This window comes from Nonomuraea sp. NPDC050643 (genome assembly GCF_040654715.1).
Classification (GTDB): domain Bacteria; phylum Actinomycetota; class Actinomycetes; order Streptosporangiales; family Streptosporangiaceae; genus Nonomuraea.
Genome location: NZ_JBFAIM010000094.1, coordinates 15,058 through 29,869 on the forward strand (window position 1 = coordinate 15,058; position 14,812 = coordinate 29,869).

The window sequence follows — 14,812 nt, forward strand, 5'->3', positions numbered from 1 at the left end:
TGGCCGTGCAGGCGGTGGCGGCGACCAGCCCCGTGAGGGCAACACCGGCGGCGAGGACACCGCGGAGAAGTTCTATTTGTGCATTCCTCTCGGGGGGAAGGTCGTGCTGTAATAGGCACTACCAAGTCGTCGTCATGGCGACTACGGGAACTGTAGGAACCGCTACCGGACTAGTCAAGGGGTCCCCCGAGTGAATGAATCGCCGCTTGAGCGTTCCCTTCAGCACCGCGTGAAAGAGACTTGGGCGAGGCTCGCCCCCGCGGAGCGGAAGGTCGCGGCCTACCTGCGCGACCATCTTCAGGACGTCCCGTTCGCCTCGGCGAGCGACCTCGGCGAGGCCACCGGCACGAGCGACGCCACGGTCGTGCGCACGGCCAAGGCGCTCGGCTTCAGCGGCCTGGCGGAGCTCAAGCACGAGGCCGGGCGGCTGGTCGCGGCCCTGGTGCGGCCGTCCGACCGGCTGCGCGCCCGCATCGAGCGTCTCACCGGCGACCCCGAGGAGCTGCTCGACCGGGTCTTCGAGGACGCCGTCGAGGTGCTGCGCGAGACGCGCGCCGCGCTGCGCGGCGAAGGGCTGGCCCTGGCCGCCGAGACCCTGACCCAGTCCCGCGAGGTCATCGCCTACGGCGTCGGGCCCTCGGGCATCGCCGCCGAATATCTGGCGCTCCGGCTCAACCGCCTGGGCATGAAGGCACGGGCGAGCAGCGACACCGGGTTCCGGTTCGCCGACCTGATCGTGCCGCTGGGCCCGGGCGACACGGTCGTGATGTTCGCGCCGGCGCGGCTCTTCTACGAGCTGGAGGTGCTGCTCGACCAGGCGGAGGCCGTCGGAGCCAAGGTGGTCCTCATCACCGACTCGCTCGGCCCGGTCCTCGGCCCGCGCGTGGCGGCGACGCTGCTCGCCACGCTGTCGGCCACGGGGGCGACGCGCGAGATGCTTCCGTCGATCGCCGTCATCGACGCCCTGGCCCTGGCCGTCGCCTCCCGCCTGGGTGACCGCGCGGTCGCGGCGTCGGCCCTGCTCGACGACATCCGCGCCCCGTTCATCGAGGGCGCCACGGGCCGGGCCCCCAGGGGGAAGTAGGTCGCACCGGCCACCTGCCGACGATCGGCCGCCTCGCTTCGGGTGCCGGCCGGCGTGACGGGGGGTCCCCAGGTCGCGGCCGGTTACGGCCCTGGTTGATCAGCCGGGTGACTTCACACCTGGCGCGCGGCTCGGCGGCCAAGGCCCCCTCATGTGGCCGACCGCCGGCCCCGACGGGACGGCCGATCACCGCACCCCGGATCAGCAGCCGGCCGATCACCGTGCCCCGGATCAGCGGCGGGCCGATCAGCACGCTCCCGGGCACGCGGGCGGCCGATCACCACGCTCCCGGGCGGGCCGCCGCCCGCCCGGGAGCCCGGTGCGCCGACCCGCGGAGGGGCGTCGCAAGCGGAGAAGCGTCGCAAGCGGCGGCAGAGCCAGACCGTGATGTCGCCTGAATTGCAGTATGTTGCGATTTATCGCCTCAGCGATATGTCTGACCCCTTAAAGCGCCCTCCGGTTAAGGAACCCTCCATGAGTGCCCATGACGTCCAGGTGATGCGGCAGGCGGTGCTGCGCTTCCTCGGCTCGCTCGACACCGGGCGGAGGGACGCGGCCACGGCGGCGTTCGGCTCGCCCGAGCGTACCGAGTGGTCCTATCTTCCCGGTCCTCGTCCGGGACTGCCGCTGGTCGAGATGACCCCCGGGCAGCAGGACCTCGCCCTGGCCCTGCTCGACGCCGGGTGCGGCGTGACCGGCGCGCGCACCGCGAGAGGCGTCATCGACCTGGAGCGGGTCCGGCGGCGCCTGGTGACCGGCGTCGACGAGATCGACGGTGACCGCTACTGGTTCCGGGTGTTCGGCGATCCGGGAGGCGCGGACCCGTGGGCCTGGCGGGTCAACGGCCACCACCTCGCCGTGCACATCACGGTCGTGGGCGACGCGATCGCCGTCACGCCGAGCTTCCTGGGCGCCGAGCCGGCCATGGTCCTGTCCGGGCCACAGAAGGGCCTGCGGCTGCTCGCCGACGAGGAGGAGATGGGCCGGGCCCTGCTCGCCGGGCTCCCGCCGCGCCGGCGATCGATCGCGATCACCGGCGCGGTGGCCCCCGACGACGTCCTGACCCGCAACGACCCCGCGGCCGACCTCGACCGCATCCTCCGCGGGCTGTCCCACGCCGACATGCCGGCGTCGTCGAGACACCTGCTCGAACGGCTCATCCGCCGCTACTTCGACCGCGCCCCAGGCTGGTACGGCGAGACCTGCTGGCGCGACGCCCTCGACGCCGGTCTCGACAAGGTGACGTTCGCGTGGGCGGGTTCCGACCAGCGTGGCCAGGGCCACTACTACTGCGTCGCCGGCCCCACCTTCCTCCTGGAGTACGACAACACCCAGGACGACGCCAACCACATCCATTCCGTATGGCGTGACCTGCGCGACGACTGGGGCGGAGACCTGCTCGCGCGGCACTACGCCGACCACCACTGACCACCCGCGCCGGGCCCCGAACGGCCCGGCGTCGAAAGCACCCGGAACCGCTCAGTGGCGCCGCGACCGCCACTTGCTGAGGAAGCGCCGGGCCTTCTCCTGCGTGTGCGGGTCACGGGCCATGCGCTTAGCCTTCTCGATGTTCTGTCTGCCTTTGGGGCTGCGCAGATACGCGCGCACCCGATCCATGAGTGTGGCCATGCGCCTCCCTCTACCCCGTCGGCACCGTATGAAAGCTTTTGGGGGCGTCCGGTCGCGTGGCCGCCCATGCCAGAGGGTTTCGGCCGGCACCGGCGCCGCGGCCGGGGACGCTCCCCCGGACGCGGCCGCCGCGTGCCCGCGACGCTACGCCGGAGGTGTTCGCCCGTTGTCCCGGATGCCGGCGGACCGGATGCCGGCGGAAAGGTGCTGCAGCGTCTCGGCCTGCTGAGATGCCAGTGGCGGCGCCTGATCGACGATCGCCTGGATCGCCGACTTCCGCCGCTCGATGCCCGCCCCGTCGATGCTGATCTGTCGCCTGCGTCGGATCCTGTCGTCAGTCACGGTCGGTAGCGTATTGAGGCGGCCACCAACAGCGGGTCACGAGACGATCATCGATGATTGGGACGATCAGCGGACCGGCGGCTCGCTCGCCACGTCGGCCCACCCCGTACACGGTCAAAGCAGCGCGAAGACCGCCCACGCCACCCCGGCCCCGACCGTCGCCCCGGCCAGAACCTGCGCCACGGTGTGGTGCGTGATCCGCACCCGCGCCCAGCCGATCACCGCGACGACCACCCCGCCCACCGCCAACGTCACCGCGGCGGGCAGCACGTACGCGAGCATCACCACCGCGCCGGCCGCCACCGCCGCATGAAAACTGATCTTCCAGACGGCGGTGATCGGCCCCAGCGTCGCGATCCAGCCCAGCATCACGACCACCGCCCCGGTCACCGGCCACGGCCCGTCCCACGCCAGCAGCGCCGCCAGGGCCGCCACGACGGCCGCGAGCGCCGCCAGCATCGGTCCTCGCCGCGACCGGCGCTCCACGATGTGCCGCGAATCCAGCCGCCCCCTCCGGACCCCGCGTGCGATCACCACCCCGGGCACACCAGCGCACACCAGCGACACCGCCAAGCCCCAGCCGCCCCCGGGCCACCCGTCCGATAACAGGCCCAGCACCGGCAGGAGCGCGAGCACCACGTTGACGGGGAAGAAGACCTCGGTCACCGCCCAGGCGACGCGGTCCCAGCCTCGGCGCGGCCGCGCCGCCGCCCCGGCGACCGGCACACCTTGATCCGCCACTGCCCCTCCTGAAGAAGACCCGTCGCTCGACGACGGGAGCCGGTCAGGGGCTGCCGATCCGGGAAGGAGGCCACCGGACGTTTCCGGTGCCGCGGTCATGCCACCCCGGCTCACCAAAAATCAGGATAGTGGCGAGGACATATGCAATTCCTGTCGTCCTGCGGCGGATCCACCACCTGGCCCGCGATCGGCCCCAGCATCGCCTCGATCGACTTGGCCGCGGCGACCGCCGCGCCGGTGACGTTGTAGGGATCGACGACGTCGGCCACGCTGATGCTCAGGCGCTCGCCGTGCGACCACACATGGGCGCGTTGCCCCGCGATCTCCACGTGGCCGGGCTGCCCGATGTCGGGAAAACGCGACATCGGAGCCGGGAACCGAGCGAACTCGGCCGCCGAGTAGGCCACGCCCGGGACCGGTCGCGGATGGGCGGCCGGAAGCCGTTCGACCGGCACGGCCAGCGCCGACAGCACCCGAAGGAGGTCGGCCCGCGTCCCGGCGCGCAGACTGACCAGCAGGTGATCGCCGTCGTTGGCGTGACCGCCGTAGGCGCGGCAGAAGCGGAAGTAGGCGAGCTCCCGCGCCCAGGCGCGCAGCCGGTCCGGCGGGTGACGCTCGTAGAGGTAGTCGGTCCAGCGCTTCCCGGTCATCCGCCGGATCGTACCGGGCGGCCCCTGGACAGGCACGCCCGGGCGGACACGTCACCGTCAGATCCGGTGCGGCTCGCCATCGCCGGGCGGCAGGCCCAAGGCGCCGGAGAGCTCGTGCGCGGTCTCGGCGACGACCGCGCCCATCTCGTGCAACCGGCCATGGGCGGCCGAACGCGTGACGGACACGCTGATCGCCGCCGTGACCAGCCCTCGATGGTCGCGTACGGGAGCCGACACCCCCGCCTGGCTGTCCTCCAGCTCGACGTCGGAGATCGCGTACCCGGCCGTGCGGACGTGAGCGAGATCCGCCAGCCACTTCTCCTGGCTGCCGACCGCGCTGTCCAGCCCCGACGGCAGGCCGGCCCGCAGGAGCTCGCGCACCCTCTCCTCGTCCCATTCGGACAGCAGCGACCGCCCCGCGGCGGCCATGATCACAGGGATCGAGACGCCTTCCCAGACCCGATGGTAGGCCCGCGACGACGGTACCGACAGCAAGGTCAGCACCATGTTGCCGCGCAGCACGCACAGGTAGGCGTCCTCGTCGAAGGCGACGACCAGGCGCCGCACGTAGGGGGCGGCGACCCGGGCCAGCCGGACGTGCTGCGTCCGGGAGGCCAGGGCGAACAACCGCCAGCCGAGCCGGTAGCGGCGGCTGAGCGGATCGCGTTCGACCATGCCCTCGAGTTCGAGCGCGCGCAGTGCCCGGGAGACCTGGCTCTTCTCCCTGCCGAGCCGCTGGGCGATCCAGCTCACACCGAACCCGTCGGCGTCCCGTTCGTCGCCATGACCTGCGAGTACTTCAAGGATCTCCATGTCCCGGCGCAGCCCGGCCGAGGACACCGGCAGCTTCTCGCTCATCCCTGTCCGTTCGTAACGAAACCATTGCACTAGTGTTGCGCTAGCTGCACCTTATTTTGCGCTCATCGCAACAGATCGCATACGTTTGCGAATCCATGCAAGCGTAAGCGAAGGCGGTCCCTCCATGAGTTTCAGCGAGTACGTGGTCTCACGATGGGACACCCTCTCGCTGGCCGCCGCCGAGCACGCCCTCGTCGTGGCCATCGCCATGGCCATCGCCACCGCCATCGGCGTCACCGTCGGGCTCCTCAGTCACGACTCCCCGCGAGCCCGGGGAGGCTCGGTCGCGATCTCCGCCGCGATCCTGACGATCCCGTCGCTGGCGCTGCTCACCCTGCTCATCCCCCTCACCGGGCTCGGCTGGGGCTCCACGCTCGTCTCGCTCACCGTGTACGCGTTCCTGCCCATCATCCGCAACACCGTGACCGGGCTGCGCGGCCTGGACGCGGCCACCGTGGAGGCCGGCCGCGGCATGGGCCTGAGCCGCGCCCGCGTCCTGCTGCAGGTGCAGTTGCCCCTCGCCTGGCCGCTGATCCTCACCGGGGTGCGGATCTCGGCCCAGATGCTGATCGGCATCGCCGCCACCGCCGCCTTCGTCGACGGCCCCGGCCTGGGCACGCAGATCTTCGAGGGCCTGTCCCGGCTCGGCTCGGTGAACGCCCTCAACGCCACGCTCGCCGGAACGCTCGGCATCGTGGTCATCGCCATCCTGTTCGACCTGTTCTTCTTCGCCGTTCGTCAACTGACCACCCCGAGGGGGCTTCGTGTTCGACCGTGACACCGAAGGCGTGCGCATCGAGTTGCGCTCGCTGACCAAGCACTATCCGGGTCAGCCCGCCCCAGCGGTCGACAACGTCACCCTCGACGTCCCGGCGGGAGAGCTCGTCGTCTTCGTCGGCCCGTCCGGCTGCGGCAAGACGACCACCATGAAGATGATCAACCGGCTGGTCGAGCCCACCTCGGGCGAGATCCGCATCGGCGGCCAGGACGTGCTCGGCCTCGACCCCGACGAGCTGCGCAGGCACATCGGCTACGCCATCCAGCAGGTCGGGCTCTTCCCCCACCAGACGGTCGCGCAGAACATCGGCCTGGTGCCCAAGCTCCTCGGCTGGTCCGCCGCCCGGATCGACGCCCGTGTCGAGGAACTGCTCGCGCTCGTCAACCTGGAGCCGTCGGCCTTCCGGGACCGCTATCCCCGCCAGTTGTCCGGCGGCCAGCAGCAGCGCGTGGGCGTCGCCCGCGCGCTGGCCGCCGACCCTCCGGTCATGCTCATGGACGAGCCGTTCGGCGCCACCGACCCGATCACCCGCGAGCACCTGCAGAACGAGTTCGCCCGGCTGCAGAAGCAACTGCGCAAGACCATCATCTTCGTCACCCATGACTTCGAGGAGGCCATCAAGCTGGGCGACCGCATCGCGATCCTGCGCGAGCGCTCCCACATCGCCCAGTACGACACGCCCGCCGCCATCCTCGCCGCCCCCGCAGACGACTACGTCGCCGGCTTCATCGGCCAGGACGGCACGCTCAAGCGGCTCGCGCTGCTGCGCGTGCAGGACGTGCCGGCGACGCGCCCGCCGGACACCCGCCTGCCGCAGGTGACCGCGGACGCCAGCCTGCGCGAGGTGCTGGACCTCATGCTCGCCCACGGCACCGACCGGTGCAGCTCGCCGTCCGGCGTGCTCACCTACGCCTCCCTGTGCGAGGCCGTGGGCTCCCCCGCCGAGACGGTGGCCGCCGGTGACCGCTGACACCCTGTACGCCGGACGCGCCCGCCCGGCCGGCCGCCGCCTCCCCGGCCCGCGCCACTTCTTCACCCCCGCCGCCGTCGCCGTCGTGCTGATCGCGCTGTACGCCTGGGTCGGCACGCTGGAGCTGGACTCCATCGAGCAGCGCAGCCTCAACGGCGCCGTGCTCCTGGCCAAGGCCGTCGAGCACCTGCAGATGACGATCGCCGCCACGGTCCTCGTAGTGATCATCGCCGTGCCGCTGGGCATCGTCGCCTCGCGCGCCCGCAACCGGTTCATCGCCCCGGTCATCCTCACCGTGGGCAACCTGGGCCAGGCCATCCCCTGCATCGGGCTGCTGGTGCTGTGCACGTTCCTCATGGGCGTGGGCTTCCAGACGGCGCTGGTCGGGCTCGTCGCGTACGCCGTGCTTCCCGTGCTGCGCAACACCATGGTCGGCGTGCAGCAGGTCGACCCGGCGCTCATCGAGGCCGCCCGGGGCATGGGCATGACCAGCGGTCAGGTGCTGCGCCGGGTGGAGCTCAAGCTCGCCGTGCCCGCGATCCTGGCCGGCCTGCGCACGGCCCTGGTCCTGACCGTGGGCGTCGCCACGCTGGGCGCGTTCGTCGCCGCCGGCGGGTTCGGCGAGCTGATCATCAACGGCCTCAAGCTGAACCGCATGCCCGTGACCATCGTCGGCGGCGTGCTGACCGCGTGCATCGCCTTCCTCATCGACTGGCTGGGCGGGCTCGCCGAGGACGTGCTCAAGCCGCGCGGCATGTGACCGTTCCCCCTTTCTCGTCCTATGTTCGTCAATCGACACGAGGTGTTTCGCATGCTTTCCCGTCCCGCACGGACATCCTTCGCCTGGCTCGCCGCCGCGGCGCTGACCATGACCGGCCTGAGCGCCTGTGGCTCCGCCGACGCCGTCGAAGCGGGCAGCGCGGGCCAGGAGCTGTCCGGGGCCAAGTTCGTCATCGGCTCCAAGGACTTCACCGAGAACATCATGCTCGGCAAGATCGCCGTACAGCTCCTGAAGGCGCACGGAGCGGACGTGGTCGACAAGACCAACCTGGGCGGGACCGTACCGAACCGCAAGGCCCTGGAAGCCCGTGAGATCGACATGTACTGGGAGTACTCCGGCACCGGCTGGATCGAGCACCTGAGAAACACCACCCCCATCCAGGACTCGGCCAAGCAGTTCAAGGCCACCGCCGAGGCGGACCTGGCGAAGAACAAGATCCACTGGATCGGACCCACCCCTTTGAACAACACCTACGCCCTGGCCATCCGCTCGGAGAAGGCGATGGAGCTGGGCGTCAAGACGGTCTCCGACGTGGCCCAGCTGGCCAAGGCCAAGCCCGACCAGGTCACGCTCTGCATCGAGACGGAGTTCTCCACCCGTGACGACGGCCTGCCCGGCCTGAGCAAGGCGTACGGCATGAGCCTCCCCAAGAACCGCGTCAGCCTGCTCGACACCGGCGTCGTCTACACCGAGACCGACAAGGGCCAGACGTGCAACTTCGGCGAGGTGTTCACCACCGACGGCCGCATCGCCGCGCTCGGCCTCACCGTGCTGGAGGACGACAAGAAGTTCTTCCCCATCTACAACGCGGCCATGACGATGCGGCAGGAGACCTTCGACAAGCACCCGGCGCTGGAGAAGGTGCTCCAGCCCGTCATCGCCAAGCTCGACGACGCCACCATGCAGCGGCTCAACGCCCGCGTCGACGTGGAGGGCGAGGAGCCGGCCAAGGTCAGCGCCGACTGGCTCGGCGAGCAGGGCTTCCTCGGCAAGGAGAGCGCCTGACCGCGGGCTAGTCCCGGCGGATCGGGAGGATGACGGCGGACGGGTGCCGGGGGTCGTGGAAGACCTGCTGGTCGGCTGCGCGCAGGGCGGTGACGGTGGCGCGGGGTTCGCCGGTGCCGGAGTTGCGGTTGTAGCGGGGGAAGGCGCCGCTGGAGACCTGGACGCGGATGCGGTGACCGCGCCGGAACCGGTACGCCGTCGGCCACAGCCGCACCTCCGCCACCGCAGTCGTGTCGGCGCTCGTGTCGGCGCTCGTGTCGGCGCTCGTGTCGGCGCCGCCGAGGCTGGTCAGGCCGTCGCAGACGTTGGTGGAGCGGCCGTCCGCGCCGACGTCGCACAGGCGGACGAAGACGTCGGCGTGCGGCAGGCTGGAGCGGAAGAAGATCTCGGCGCTCACCTCGCCGACGACCTCGACGTCCTGCTCCAGCACGGGAGTGGTGTAGGTGAGGACGTCGGGGCGGGCCTCGAGCGCGGTGTTGTCGACGCGGCCGGCCTTGACGCCGAAGGCCATGCGGACGCCGCCGACGGCGGGTGTGGGGTCGGCGGGGTCGTAGCGGTAGCCGTCGGGAGGCGAGTCGGCGGGCGCCTCCGCGGAGAGGGCGCCGCCCGGCCGCAGGTGCAGGCGCCGCGGCTCGTACCCCGGTGGCGGCCAGGACGGGAAGTCGCGCCACGTCTCCTCGCCCATGACGAACAGCCGCACCGGCGCGCGCTCGGCCGGTCGCTCGCCCCGGGCCAGGGCCAGGCCGAAGCCGAGGGCCTCGGCGGCGGCCGTCTGCCCGACGCCCATGGAGATGTGGGCCCAGGGGCCGACGGTGAGGCGGGCGAGGGGGTGCCCGGACTCCTGCAGCGCCCGGAAGTCGCGGAGCTGGCCGGGCAGGAAGATGTCGTACCAGCCGCCGACGGTGCTCACCGGCACCTGGACGGCGGCGACCCGGTGCCGGTGGTCGAGATCCCGCCAGAACGGCGCGTCGGCGTCGTGGGTGAGGATGTTCTGGACGTAGTCGGAGCGGTGGCCGATGGCGGCGGTGTCGGCCTGGCTCAACGGCAGGGTACGCAGGGCGCGCTGGACCTTCCTGCCCCCGAGCACCTGGCGCGCCATCGCGAACCGGCGTTCCTGGCCGGCGACCTGGACGCCCCAGGCGAACGGGGTCTCCAGCGAGAAGCCGTCCCCGCGCAGGAAGTCGAGGGTGAGGGCCGACTCGGAGACGCCCGAGATCATGGCCTTGACCTGGGATGGCACGGCGTCGGCGACCGCCCATTGGACGAAGCCGAGGTAGCTGGCGCCGTACAGGACGATCGACTCGCCGAACCAGGGCTGTTCGATCACCCAGTCCAGGGTGTCGAGGCCGTCCTCACGTTCGCGGCGCAGCGGGTCGAAGGGGCCGTCGGAGCCGAAGGTGCCGCGCGTGCTCTGGATGAGCACCTGGAAGCCGCGTTCGGCCAGCGGCCGGGCCATCGGGCCCGCGGCCAGGCCCGCCCTGCCGTAGGGGATGCGGATGAGCGCGGTGGGCAGGCCGTCACCGCCTGCCGCCGGGGCCCAGCGGTCGGCCAGCAGCACGGCCCCGTCGCGCATCGGGACGCGCAGGTCGCGCTCCACGGTCAGGTCCCTGGTGAGGGGCGGGGGCAGGCGCAGCATGCGCTGGACGAGGTGGCTTCAGGTTCATCGCGGGTGGCCTCCGGGGGCGAGGGTGGAGCGGCCGCGGGCGAGCATCGCCGACAGGCGCAGCAGGCGGTCGGCCAGTTCCTCGGGGTCGAGGGGGCCGGCCGCGTCGACCAGCCAGTCGTTGACGATCGCGCCGGTCCCGCCCGTGATCAGCACCGCCAGGTCCCGGGCCGTGGCCTCGTCGAGGTCGCCGAACACCGCGCGCAGGCCCGACCTGGTGACGAGCGAGCCGAACAGGCCGTTCATGGCCCGGGTCATCGGGAAGGCGCAGGACCCGGTGAGCATCGCGCGGTAGAAGGGCCGGTGCCCGGCGAAGTGCCGGGCCATCGCCAGCATGCGGGCGCGCGGCGGCGCCCCGGCGTCCGCGACCTGGGGCATGAGCTCCCGTTCGACCAGGTCGGCCGCGGCCGCCATGAGGAGCGCGTCGCGGTCGCCGAACTGCAGGTAGACGAGCTGCCGGCTGACGTTCGCGGCGTCGGCGAGGTCGGTGATGGGCAGGGCGGTGGTGCCGCGCTCGGAGACCAGGCGTACGGCGGCGGCCATGAGGGCCGCGCGGGAGCGGAGCACACGGCGGTCCTGTCGATCCTGCACGCCCCCAACACTAGACATGTGTTAAAAAACAGACAACTGTTCAATCAGCTGCTTTACCCGAGGAGCCGCCGATGCCCACCGCCGAATCCCCCGATCCGCAGGTCCGCACCGCGGCCGGCGTCGTCCGCGGCCGGGCGGAGGGCGGCCTGGCCGTCTTCCGCGGCATCCCGTACGCCGAGCCCCCGGTCGGCGAGGCCCGTTTCCAGGCGCCCCGGCCGGTACGCGGCTGGGACGGCGTACGGGAGGCCGCCGCCTTCGGCCCACCGGCCCCGCAGGACATGACCATGGCCGGCCGCGACGGCGGCGACGTCTCCATGGCCGCGGGCGACGACTGGCTGACGGTCAACGTCTGGACCCCCGACCCGGACCCGGCCGCGCGCCGCCCGGTGCTGGTGTGGATCCACGGCGGGGCGTACAAGCTGGGTTTCTCCGGCAGCCCCGGCTACGACGCCCGGCACCTGGCCCGTGACGGCGACCTGGTGTTCGTGTCGCTGAACTACCGGCTCGGCATCGAGGGCTTCGCCCGCGTCGACGGCGCTCCCGCCAACCGTGGCCTGCTCGACCAGGTCGCCGCCCTGGAGTGGGTGCGCGAGAACATCACGGCGTTCGGCGGCGACCCCGGCCAGGTGACCGTCGCCGGCGATTCGGCCGGCGCCGGGTGCGTCGCGGCGCTGATGGCCATGCCGAGTGCGGCGGGACTGTTCCGGCGGGCCATCGGGCAGAGCGTGCCCGGCACGTTCTTCTCCGACGCCCTGGCCCGCGACGTCGCGGCGGCCCTGGCGGCCGAGGCGGGCCTGCGCCCGACGGCCGGCGAACTGTCCGCCGTGGACCCGCGGCGACTGCCGGCGGCCGGGCAGGCGCTGGAGTCGAAGATGCCGCGGTACGAGGGCCGCTGGGGCGCGCCGGCGCACACGCTCACCGCCTACTCCCCCGTCGTCGACGGCGAGGTGCTGCCGCAGGCGCCCTGGCAGGCCCTGGCGGGCGGCGCGGGACGCGACGTGGAGCTGATCGCCGGGCACAACCGTGACGAGTTCCGCCTGTTCCTCCTCTTCTCCGGGAAGCTGGGCAAGGTCACCGAGGACGAGGCGGCGCAGGCGCTGCGTCTCTTCGGCCCCGGCGAGGACGGCGAACGGGCCTACCGGGCGGCGTTCCCGGACGCCTCCGCCGAGGAGCTGTACGAACTCGTCCAGAGCGACTGGCTGTTCCGCATGCCCACGCTGCGCCTGGCCGAGGCGCAGGCCGCCGGGGGCGGACGGGCGTACCTGTACGAGCTGGCCTGGCAGTCCCCGGGCAGCGGCGGGATGATGCGCGCCTGCCACGGCCTGGACGGCCCGCTGCTGTTCGGCACCTACGACGCGCACCTGGGCCCGATGACCATCGGCCCCGACCACACCGACGCCGCCCGCGACCTGACCTCCCAGATCCGCCCGGCCTGGACCTCCTTCGCCGCCTCGGGCGACCCGGGCTGGCCCGCCCACGACCCCTCTGAGCGCCTGACCAGGATCTTCGACACGCCACCGTCGGTCACCGCCTACCCCGAGGAGACCTCGCGCCGCCTCTGGCAGGACCACGTCTTCGGGGCGCTGCCCCTGCTGACCGCCTGAGAACCGTCAGGCGCTCAGGCGAGATCGGCCCAGGGGGCCGGCGGGGCCGAGGCGAAGAAGCGGAGCAGGCCCAGGAGCCGGCCGGCCGGAGGGGCGGTCCAGTGGCGTTCGGCGGGACGCGGGACGGGATCCGGCAGGCGGCCGAGGGCCCAGGTGAGGTGGAACCAGAGCACGCGGGCCTCCCACGCCTGCGCGGCCGGCCCTTCGCCGCTCTCCCGCCGGTAGCCGTCGAGCATGGCCGGGACGCCGGTCAGCGGGATCTTGGCGAAGTCGGTGGCGGGATCGGCCCACGCGGCGTCGCCCCAGTCCACGATCGCGTCGAGCCGGGCCGCCTCCGGGGAGACGAGGAGGTTCTGGGGAGCGATGTCGCCGTGCACCAGGACGGGCGCCGGGTTGGCGGGAAGGTGCGCCGAGAGCCGGTCGAACCAGCCGGTGAGCCAGCGGGCGGCCTCGGCGTCGATCCAGCCTGCCGCGAGAAGGCGGCCGGTGAGCGCCCAGGGGTCCGCGGCGCCGTGCTCCGCCAGGGGAAGTTCGGGCGCGGTGGCCGGGGACAGCCGGTGCAGCCTGGCCAGTTCGCGTCCCACCTGGCGGAGGACGTCGTCGGTGGTGGCGGGCGGTCCGAGCCGGGCGAGATCCTGTCCGCGCGCTCGGGTGAGCACCATGTAGGGCACGTCCACGGCCGAGCAGGTGTCGTCGAAGGCGACGACCTCCGGCGTCCGCACGCCCGCGCGCAGGGCTGCGGGGATGACCGCGGCCTCCTTGACCAGGTCGGGGAGGAAGCCCTTGGCCCGCGGGATGCGCAGGACCAGGTCGTCGCCGAGGAGGAAGACGTGGTTGGCCACACCCGGGGGCAGGGGCCGCACCCGCCCGGCGGTGACCCCGTGCCGGCCGGCGATGGCGGCCAGGGTCTCGTCGTTCGCCTCGAAGTCCTCCACGATCGAGCATGCTGGCACGTACGCCCGGGGCCCGTCTTCCCTTTTTCCGCGGTTCCGGACCCCTCAACGCCCACATAACCGGACGAACTCCACCGACGAGGAACCGCCCGGGTCAACACCGATGACGCGGCGCTTAAATCTCTTGCCAAAACCGCGATGACCAGGCGATCCTCCCTACGTGGCCGTCTTTCTGCAACTCCTGGACCGATTCCACATCCGTGGCGGCGACGGCCCGATCATCGTGTCGGTCACCGGGCAGCGGCTGCTGGCGCTGCTCGCGCTGCGCGGTTCGGTGAGCCGGAGCGTCGTGGCCGGGACCTTGTGGCCGGACGTCACCGAGAACCGCGCGCACGGGAGCCTGCGCACCACCCTGTGGCGGCTGCACCAGGCCGATGAGGGCATCGTGGGCAGCACCATGGGCGCGCTCAGCCTGACCTCCGCCGTCCACGTCGACGTGCGCTCCTTCACGGAGCGGGCGCTGCGCTCGCTCGCCGGCCCCGACGACCACTGCCTGCCCATGATGCTCGAACGCGGCGAGCTGCTGCCCGGCTGGGGCGAGGAGTGGGTGGTGTTCGAGCGTGAGCGGCTGCGGCAACTGCGGCTGCACGCGCTCGAGGCGATGGCCGCCCACCTCCTGGAGCGACGCCAGTTCGCCCTCGCGCTGGAGGCCGCCCTGCACTGCATCCGCCTGGAGCCGCTGCGCGAGAGCGCGCACCGGGCGATCGTCGCGGTGCACCTGGCCGAGCACAACGTGCACGAGGCGCTCCAGCACTATGGAACGTTCCAGGAGCTGGTCCGCGACGAGCTGGCGATCGAGCCATCGGAGACGTTCACCGCGATGGTCAGGCCGTTGATGCGCCGCTGACGCTCCGGTGACGCGCTCGGGCGTGAGGTGGACGGGTGCCTTCACTGGACCACCCGCGCAGCGCCATCCTGATGATCAGCCTTTGCGCGGATCCCGAGACCGGCGTGCGCGACTTCCGTGTCATGCAGACCCTCGACCCGCGCCACCCCGGTCACGTCTACCACGTGACCAGCCGCGAGCAGGTGATCGCCGCGGTGGAGGGCTGGATCGACGCCCACAGTGACGCCCACGGTGACGCCCCCAGTGACGCCCCCAGTGACGCCCACGGTGACGCCGCCGGCGGCGGTGACGGGCAGTGACACAGGTGTGACATGCG

Annotated in this window: 17 protein-coding genes; 9 read left to right on the forward strand and 8 right to left on the reverse strand. The window is 72.2% G+C overall.

The features are described 5' to 3' along the window. The first annotated feature begins 229 nt into the window (after positions 1–229). On the forward strand, positions 230–1,084 hold the full coding sequence (locus AB0I15_RS60580) for a MurR/RpiR family transcriptional regulator (RefSeq protein ID WP_358118413.1): 855 nt from the start codon (positions 230–232) through the stop codon (positions 1,082–1,084). Between the two features lie 474 nt (positions 1,085–1,558). After that, the gene (locus AB0I15_RS60585) at positions 1,559–2,512 is read left to right on the forward strand and encodes a DUF3500 domain-containing protein (protein WP_358118415.1); all 954 of its coding nucleotides are present in this window, start codon (positions 1,559–1,561) and stop codon (positions 2,510–2,512) included. Positions 2,513–2,563: 51 nt separating this feature from the next. Here the strand turns inward: AB0I15_RS60585 and AB0I15_RS60590 are convergent, their stop codons facing one another. The 5 genes from AB0I15_RS60590 to AB0I15_RS60610 all read right to left on the reverse strand — a co-directional run bounded on the left by AB0I15_RS60590 (position 2,564) and on the right by AB0I15_RS60610 (position 5,304). Continuing rightward, complete coding sequence (locus AB0I15_RS60590; RefSeq protein ID WP_358118416.1) at positions 2,564–2,713, reverse strand: hypothetical protein; 150 nt, start codon at positions 2,711–2,713, stop codon at positions 2,564–2,566. A 144-nt stretch (positions 2,714–2,857) separates the two neighbouring features. Continuing rightward, complete coding sequence (locus AB0I15_RS60595; RefSeq protein ID WP_358118418.1) at positions 2,858–3,055, reverse strand: hypothetical protein; 198 nt, start codon at positions 3,053–3,055, stop codon at positions 2,858–2,860. A gap of 114 nt (positions 3,056–3,169) precedes the next feature. Then, positions 3,170–3,796, reverse strand: coding sequence for a hypothetical protein (locus AB0I15_RS60600; protein WP_358118420.1), 627 nt, complete (start codon positions 3,794–3,796; stop codon positions 3,170–3,172). A gap of 110 nt (positions 3,797–3,906) precedes the next feature. Beyond that, positions 3,907–4,446 (reverse strand): hypothetical protein, encoded by a 540-nt coding sequence (locus tag AB0I15_RS60605; protein WP_358118421.1) that lies wholly within the window; start codon positions 4,444–4,446, stop codon positions 3,907–3,909. A 57-nt stretch (positions 4,447–4,503) separates the two neighbouring features. Beyond that, positions 4,504–5,304, reverse strand: coding sequence for an IclR family transcriptional regulator (locus AB0I15_RS60610; protein ID WP_358118423.1), 801 nt, complete (start codon positions 5,302–5,304; stop codon positions 4,504–4,506). 124 nt (positions 5,305–5,428) lie between these two features. Between AB0I15_RS60610 and AB0I15_RS60615 the strand changes: the two genes are divergently transcribed. The 4 genes from AB0I15_RS60615 to AB0I15_RS60630 are packed head-to-tail and all read left to right on the forward strand — an operon-like array spanning position 5,429 to position 8,838. Next, positions 5,429–6,082, forward strand: coding sequence for an ABC transporter permease (locus AB0I15_RS60615; RefSeq protein WP_358118425.1), 654 nt, complete (start codon positions 5,429–5,431; stop codon positions 6,080–6,082). Then, on the forward strand, positions 6,069–7,052 hold the full coding sequence (locus AB0I15_RS60620; protein WP_358118427.1) for an ATP-binding cassette domain-containing protein: 984 nt from the start codon (positions 6,069–6,071) through the stop codon (positions 7,050–7,052). The genes AB0I15_RS60615 and AB0I15_RS60620 overlap by 14 nt, the downstream gene beginning before the upstream one ends. Further along, on the forward strand, positions 7,042–7,812 hold the full coding sequence (locus tag AB0I15_RS60625; protein WP_358118429.1) for an ABC transporter permease: 771 nt from the start codon (positions 7,042–7,044) through the stop codon (positions 7,810–7,812). Before AB0I15_RS60620 ends, AB0I15_RS60625 begins: the two co-directional genes overlap by 11 nt. 51 nt (positions 7,813–7,863) lie before the next feature. Continuing rightward, on the forward strand, positions 7,864–8,838 hold the full coding sequence (locus tag AB0I15_RS60630) for a glycine betaine ABC transporter substrate-binding protein (protein WP_358118431.1): 975 nt from the start codon (positions 7,864–7,866) through the stop codon (positions 8,836–8,838). 7 nt (positions 8,839–8,845) lie between these two features. Here AB0I15_RS60630 and AB0I15_RS60635 read toward each other — a convergent pair whose 3' ends face one another. After that, the gene (locus AB0I15_RS60635) at positions 8,846–10,474 is read right to left on the reverse strand and encodes a CocE/NonD family hydrolase (RefSeq protein ID WP_358118433.1); all 1,629 of its coding nucleotides are present in this window, start codon (positions 10,472–10,474) and stop codon (positions 8,846–8,848) included. Positions 10,475–10,498: 24 nt separating this feature from the next. Beyond that, entirely contained in the window at positions 10,499–11,092 is a 594-nt protein-coding gene (locus AB0I15_RS60640) for a TetR family transcriptional regulator (RefSeq protein WP_358118435.1), read from the reverse strand. A 71-nt stretch (positions 11,093–11,163) separates the two neighbouring features. Between AB0I15_RS60640 and AB0I15_RS60645 the strand changes: the two genes are divergently transcribed. Next, the gene (locus AB0I15_RS60645) at positions 11,164–12,696 is read left to right on the forward strand and encodes a carboxylesterase family protein (protein ID WP_358118437.1); all 1,533 of its coding nucleotides are present in this window, start codon (positions 11,164–11,166) and stop codon (positions 12,694–12,696) included. A gap of 14 nt (positions 12,697–12,710) precedes the next feature. On the opposite strand, the gene AB0I15_RS60650 is transcribed toward AB0I15_RS60645, so the two are convergent. Next, the gene (locus AB0I15_RS60650) at positions 12,711–13,631 is read right to left on the reverse strand and encodes an aminoglycoside phosphotransferase family protein (protein ID WP_358118438.1); all 921 of its coding nucleotides are present in this window, start codon (positions 13,629–13,631) and stop codon (positions 12,711–12,713) included. A 178-nt stretch (positions 13,632–13,809) separates the two neighbouring features. Here AB0I15_RS60650 and AB0I15_RS60655 point away from each other — a divergent pair, with 178 nt between their 5' ends. Beyond that, entirely contained in the window at positions 13,810–14,496 is a 687-nt protein-coding gene (locus AB0I15_RS60655) for a bacterial transcriptional activator domain-containing protein (protein WP_358118440.1), read from the forward strand. Between the two features lie 35 nt (positions 14,497–14,531). Continuing rightward, complete coding sequence (locus tag AB0I15_RS60660) at positions 14,532–14,795, forward strand: hypothetical protein (RefSeq protein WP_358118442.1); 264 nt, start codon at positions 14,532–14,534, stop codon at positions 14,793–14,795. Positions 14,796–14,812: the final 17 nt, after the last annotated feature.

Bases quoted from the DNA above. Each gene is read 5' to 3' on its own strand.
- AB0I15_RS60585 (WP_358118415.1), top strand. From the start codon at position 1,559: ATGAGTGCCCATGACGTCCAGGTGATGCGGCAGGCGGTGCTGCGCTTC.
- AB0I15_RS60590 (WP_358118416.1), bottom strand. From the start codon at position 2,713: ATGGCCACACTCATGGATCGGGTGCGCGCGTATCTGCGCAGCCCCAAA.
- AB0I15_RS60605 (WP_358118421.1), bottom strand. From the start codon at position 4,446: ATGACCGGGAAGCGCTGGACCGACTACCTCTACGAGCGTCACCCGCCG.
- AB0I15_RS60610 (WP_358118423.1), bottom strand. From the start codon at position 5,304: ATGAGCGAGAAGCTGCCGGTGTCCTCGGCCGGGCTGCGCCGGGACATG.
- AB0I15_RS60615 (WP_358118425.1), top strand. From the start codon at position 5,429: ATGAGTTTCAGCGAGTACGTGGTCTCACGATGGGACACCCTCTCGCTG.
- AB0I15_RS60630 (WP_358118431.1), top strand. From the start codon at position 7,864: ATGCTTTCCCGTCCCGCACGGACATCCTTCGCCTGGCTCGCCGCCGCG.
- AB0I15_RS60635 (WP_358118433.1), bottom strand. From the start codon at position 10,474: ATGCTGCGCCTGCCCCCGCCCCTCACCAGGGACCTGACCGTGGAGCGC.
- AB0I15_RS60645 (WP_358118437.1), top strand. From the start codon at position 11,164: ATGCCCACCGCCGAATCCCCCGATCCGCAGGTCCGCACCGCGGCCGGC.